The sequence below is a fragment of the Stenotrophomonas tumulicola genome (assembly GCF_014117215.1).
GTDB lineage: Bacteria > Pseudomonadota > Gammaproteobacteria > Xanthomonadales > Xanthomonadaceae > Stenotrophomonas > Stenotrophomonas tumulicola.
Map to the genome: position 1 here is coordinate 1 of NZ_JACGXS010000023.1, position 4,218 is coordinate 4,218.

Genomic DNA, 4,218 nt, shown 5'->3' on the forward strand with positions numbered 1-4,218 from the left:
ACCTGACCGCGTCCGGGCAGACCAGCTGGCATGGCTTCGCCGAGGCGATCTTTGCCGAGGCGCTGGCCGCCGGCGTGCTGGCCAAGGTGCCGACGGTGGAGGCGATCTCGAGCTCGGAATATCCGACACCGGCCAGGCGGCCGTCGTGGTCGGTACTGGACAACCGCCGGCTGCAGCAGGATTTCGGCATCGAGCTGCCGGAATGGCAGGACGGGTTGAAGCGGGTGATGGGGCAAATAAAGAATTAATCGCACGCATGGCGACCATGGGCGTCACCCCCCAGCCGTCCTCGAATGATGGTGACCCCGGCCCGATTCGAACGGGCGACCTTCCCCTTAGGAGGGGCTTGCCCCGCCTTTTCAATTCAACAACTTGCGCTGGCGGTGTGACCGGGCTGTGACCGTCAGCCCTACGCGGCATAGTCTTCCCAGTCCGGATCGTAACTCACTGCCAAGCGCTCGAAGCGCATAGCGTCTGCCCTCAGTCGGTCAGCGCCGCGACGACGGCGCGCCCTCGCCCGCCAGTCACCACCCTGGGCCTGGTCCAGTTCCCGAGCCTCCTGCATCAATCCGGCCGCCTTTGCGCGCGCACAGCGCGCCTTGCCTTCGTTCGCTTTGATCATGGGCCCATCGTGCGGCAGGTCCGTCGCACCAGCCGACACAACGGCAACGGGACATGACTGATCGGACCATCACCGGTCAGGGCTCGCAGCAGTGTTGGTCTCCAGTGTCGACCCGGGCCTGTCAGGTTTCAGCCCCAGAATTCTGGACACATCAACCGTCCGCCCTCGCCCGCCGGCGACCACGTTGTTCTGCATCCACTGGAACTTCGCGGCCATCCGCTCCCGCAGCTTACGCTCGTGGCGCAAAGCCCATAGCTCCCCCCCGCTGGCCGGCCTCGAATGACGTGCAGCCCCGCTTCGCGGGCATTGCAAACGCCTCCCCAGAGATCCGAAGGTAGGCAAACCAACTGCCGTCCACCCGGTCAAGGAGTGACGCCACTTCCTCGCCAAAGAGGAACAGCCCGGTCGGGAGCGTGTCCAGGTGGTTTCGCGGCGCCCAAGTGAAGCCATCGGGCATGGGGATGTGGGTTGGGAAGCGGGCTGTCATGGCGCGCAGCGTACGCCGTGGCTGTCTCAGATACTGATACTCGAGTTAGGTGTGCAGATGCCCTATCTTTCGAAATGGCAGATCTGGCACCATTCCGCTTGCTGCACCGAACAGCGATCCAGCACCTTACTAAAGCAACAGGTGCGCCAATCGACCATTTAATTAAACCGACAGGAAAATAAAGCAATGATTGAAATCAGGGAAGAGTCAGGCCATTCGCTTTTCATCGAAATGTCATTCCAAGGAACCCTGCTATCTACCGGCACTGCATTTGTTGTTCATACGACGAAAGGCCCTCACCTAATCACCAATCGGCACAACGTAACCGGACGCCATCAAGAGACCGGGGAGGCATTATCATCGACACTCGGAATACCCGACTCAATAACTATCACACACCACCAAAAAAATGCAGTGGGGAGCTTCGTAAAGAAAACTCAACCGCTTCTTATTGACAACCAGAACGTCTGGGTAGAGCACCCAACCCTGAAGGACGGGGCTGACTTCGTCGCCATCAAGCTAAGTGACGTTAGCGGGGTGGATACTGTGCCGATCAAAATATCCAAGGAGCCAACAAAGGCTAGGCTTGCGCCATCTGATGTTGTCAGCGTCATTGGATTTCCATTCAGCCTGAAAGCAAGTGGCGGCTTTGCCGTATGGTCCAGCGGATTTATCGCTTCCGAGCCCGAAATAAACTACAACAACCTGCCGGTACTTCTGATTGACTGCAGGAGCCGACAAGGACAATCCGGCTCACCTGTATTCCTATACCGTACCAGCGGGTCTGTGCAGATGCGAAATGGATCGGCAGTAATGTTTACCGAGCCATACTCAGAATTCATCGGGATATACAGCGGAAGGATTCACAAAGACTCTGATATAGGAATGGTGTGGAAGTCAATTGCAATTAGAGAATTAATCTCCTTTATTGAGAATCCAGCGTCGTGGCAAACACAAATCACCACGACTTTTACATCTACCAATATCCCGCTAATTACACCAAGGCCCATATGGTAGTCTTTAAAAGAAAGCCCTCGCGCCACACTATAAGCATCGATCCTGTGCGAATGGACACCACGCATGTCAGAGTGCCTGGTTCGGCCGGGCCCGCATAAGCGCCGCGCCCATGCGCAGGACGCGGTGCAGCGGCTGCGGGAGAAGTGCGAGGCTTTGCGGGGGCGGCAGGAGCGCCTAACACCAAACTTCACCCTTACCCCACTCGACATCCCGCGCGCAGCTTGCTAGATACTGAAATCACTTACGTGACAGAAATGTCGACCAGCAACCACGGAAGAGACAATGCCGGGCACAGTATTCTTGTTAGCCAATACCCCCGCGATCTGGCCCCCTCGCCACGAAGTAGTCGTGCAGAAAATGAGAGTTGGAGATGATGATGCAACATTAATACTTAACACCCAAGGAAGCATCGAGGCAATTATTGAGTCACAGAACGCCAGCAGAAAATGGATATCCCAAACCATTCAAGCACAAGCAAACTGCCCGATGCTAATAGTATTAGTTTGGTGCGATAACAACATCAAATTGATGATCAACAAAACCTATCTCCTGTCGCTTAGTGAAGCGCCAACAGAATCTTACGAAGTCAAAACTGATCCAATCCCCAAAACAAATCATCAACCCATAGCGATCCCCTCAGATGAGCTGCATACGATGATGAGTGAGGAGGACCTATTCCTCTCACATACGATCTACGACCTACAACAGAGAAATATATCCGGGAAAAGATACGACATGATCAGGGCCGCAGGATTGATCCGTCAACTACTGCTTGACAATGAGCCACTTATACACAAAGTAAACAAAAAGTATTCGGCCAAGATAGTGTTTAAGGTAATCGCCGCCCAATTAGAGCAACTACCCACAGCCAATGTTAGAGCAATGGCAATAAGCCCGAGAAACTGGGCGAAAGCAAAAACAGAAGACCTAAGACTAGACCAGTTTCTTAAAAAGACTGTTGCCACTTATGGCGAATGCCGAATCAGTGTGCATACGGCAATATTGACGTGCGCGCACGTAATGGGCGGAGTCCACTACGGAAAACCTACCAGTGACAATGAAAACGCAACCATTGAGCTAGACAAACAACTCAGGAATAAAGATTCAACATTGATCATTGAAATAATGCGCGACATCTCATCAATAGTAATTGACGCTCTCGCACCATTGCACTCGAAAATTGTCGAAATCCATGCAGAAAGTAGCAGTCCGCAGCTCTAAGGTGACGGAGTCGGCCACGCCCAAAGATGCGATCTTGCCATTGACCATGCGGCTTGCTTCCATGGAGCCGTAGCTGCATCGCGGCTGATGACCTCAGCCCTCGTCAGTACGCAGGCGTTGCTGGATCTAGCTTGATGGATCAAACGTGATCCAAACCCCACCCCTCTTCATCCACTGCGAGGCGTATTCCACGTTATCCGCAATGTGGGACTCGATCACTGAGACGTTGTGGATCACAACAATACCAACATGGCTATCGCCATGCTCGCCAGTGTCCGTGTTGGTCGCGGTAACGCCAATCCGCAGGGTGCGCGCGCTTCCGTTGGTGGCACGCGGAAGGGTGAGGTTCCCCGCGGCGAACGACCAACGCATGGCCTCTCCACCTTGCCGAGAGCCCGCTCGGATACGAGCCGCGGAGGAGTCCACGTAGCCCACTGCCGCCGCCCACTTGTTGGCATCGTATCCACATGCCGCGCCGCTATTCGTGTTGACTGCCGCGGAATGCTCAGCCACGTTGTTAATTGCAGGCGTTTGGTGCCAAAACAGCTGGTCGCCCACCTGCCGAAATGGTTGGCCAATAAAGGTCTTGTTGCTCAGGATCGTGTTGGCCAACGCTGCGTTGCCCGGATCCGCTGCCGTCCTCGGCTTGCTGATCACGATCCATGTACGGTCAGTAGTGGCTTGCTTTCCAATGTCCAAGCAGTTGGACCAGTTGCAAACGATCCCGAAACCACTCGGGTCGAGCGTCGGCGAACCGATGATTGTGGCTTTTTCGGATGGATTGACGCGATTGATCCTGCTGGCTTCAAGGCTGGGGGGGGGGGGGGGGGGGGGGGGGGGGGGGGGGGGGGGGGGGGGGGGGGGGGGGGGG

The 4,218-nt window shown here is 55.5% G+C and carries 5 protein-coding genes; 3 read left to right on the forward strand and 2 right to left on the reverse strand.

Annotation, left to right across the window (positions count from 1 at the left end; translation table 11 throughout):
• A partial coding sequence (locus H4O11_RS19185; protein WP_182342651.1) for a sugar nucleotide-binding protein occupies positions 1–248 on the forward strand: 248 nt, incomplete at its 5' end.
• Positions 249–409: 161 nt separating this feature from the next.
• On the opposite strand, the gene H4O11_RS19190 is transcribed toward H4O11_RS19185, so the two are convergent.
• Positions 410–622, reverse strand: a complete 213-nt coding sequence (locus H4O11_RS19190; RefSeq protein WP_182342654.1) for a hypothetical protein — start codon at positions 620–622, stop codon at positions 410–412.
• A 673-nt stretch (positions 623–1,295) separates the two neighbouring features.
• Here H4O11_RS19190 and H4O11_RS19195 point away from each other — a divergent pair.
• Entirely contained in the window at positions 1,296–2,126 is an 831-nt protein-coding gene (locus H4O11_RS19195) for a trypsin-like peptidase domain-containing protein (RefSeq protein WP_182342657.1), read from the forward strand.
• 348 nt (positions 2,127–2,474) lie between these two features.
• A complete protein-coding gene (locus tag H4O11_RS19200) occupies positions 2,475–3,347 on the forward strand; it encodes a hypothetical protein (protein ID WP_182342660.1) in 873 nt (290 codons plus the stop codon).
• Between the two features lie 126 nt (positions 3,348–3,473).
• On the opposite strand, the gene H4O11_RS19205 is transcribed toward H4O11_RS19200, so the two are convergent.
• A complete protein-coding gene (locus tag H4O11_RS19205) occupies positions 3,474–4,046 on the reverse strand; it encodes a hypothetical protein (RefSeq protein ID WP_182342663.1) in 573 nt (190 codons plus the stop codon).
• Positions 4,047–4,218: the final 172 nt, after the last annotated feature.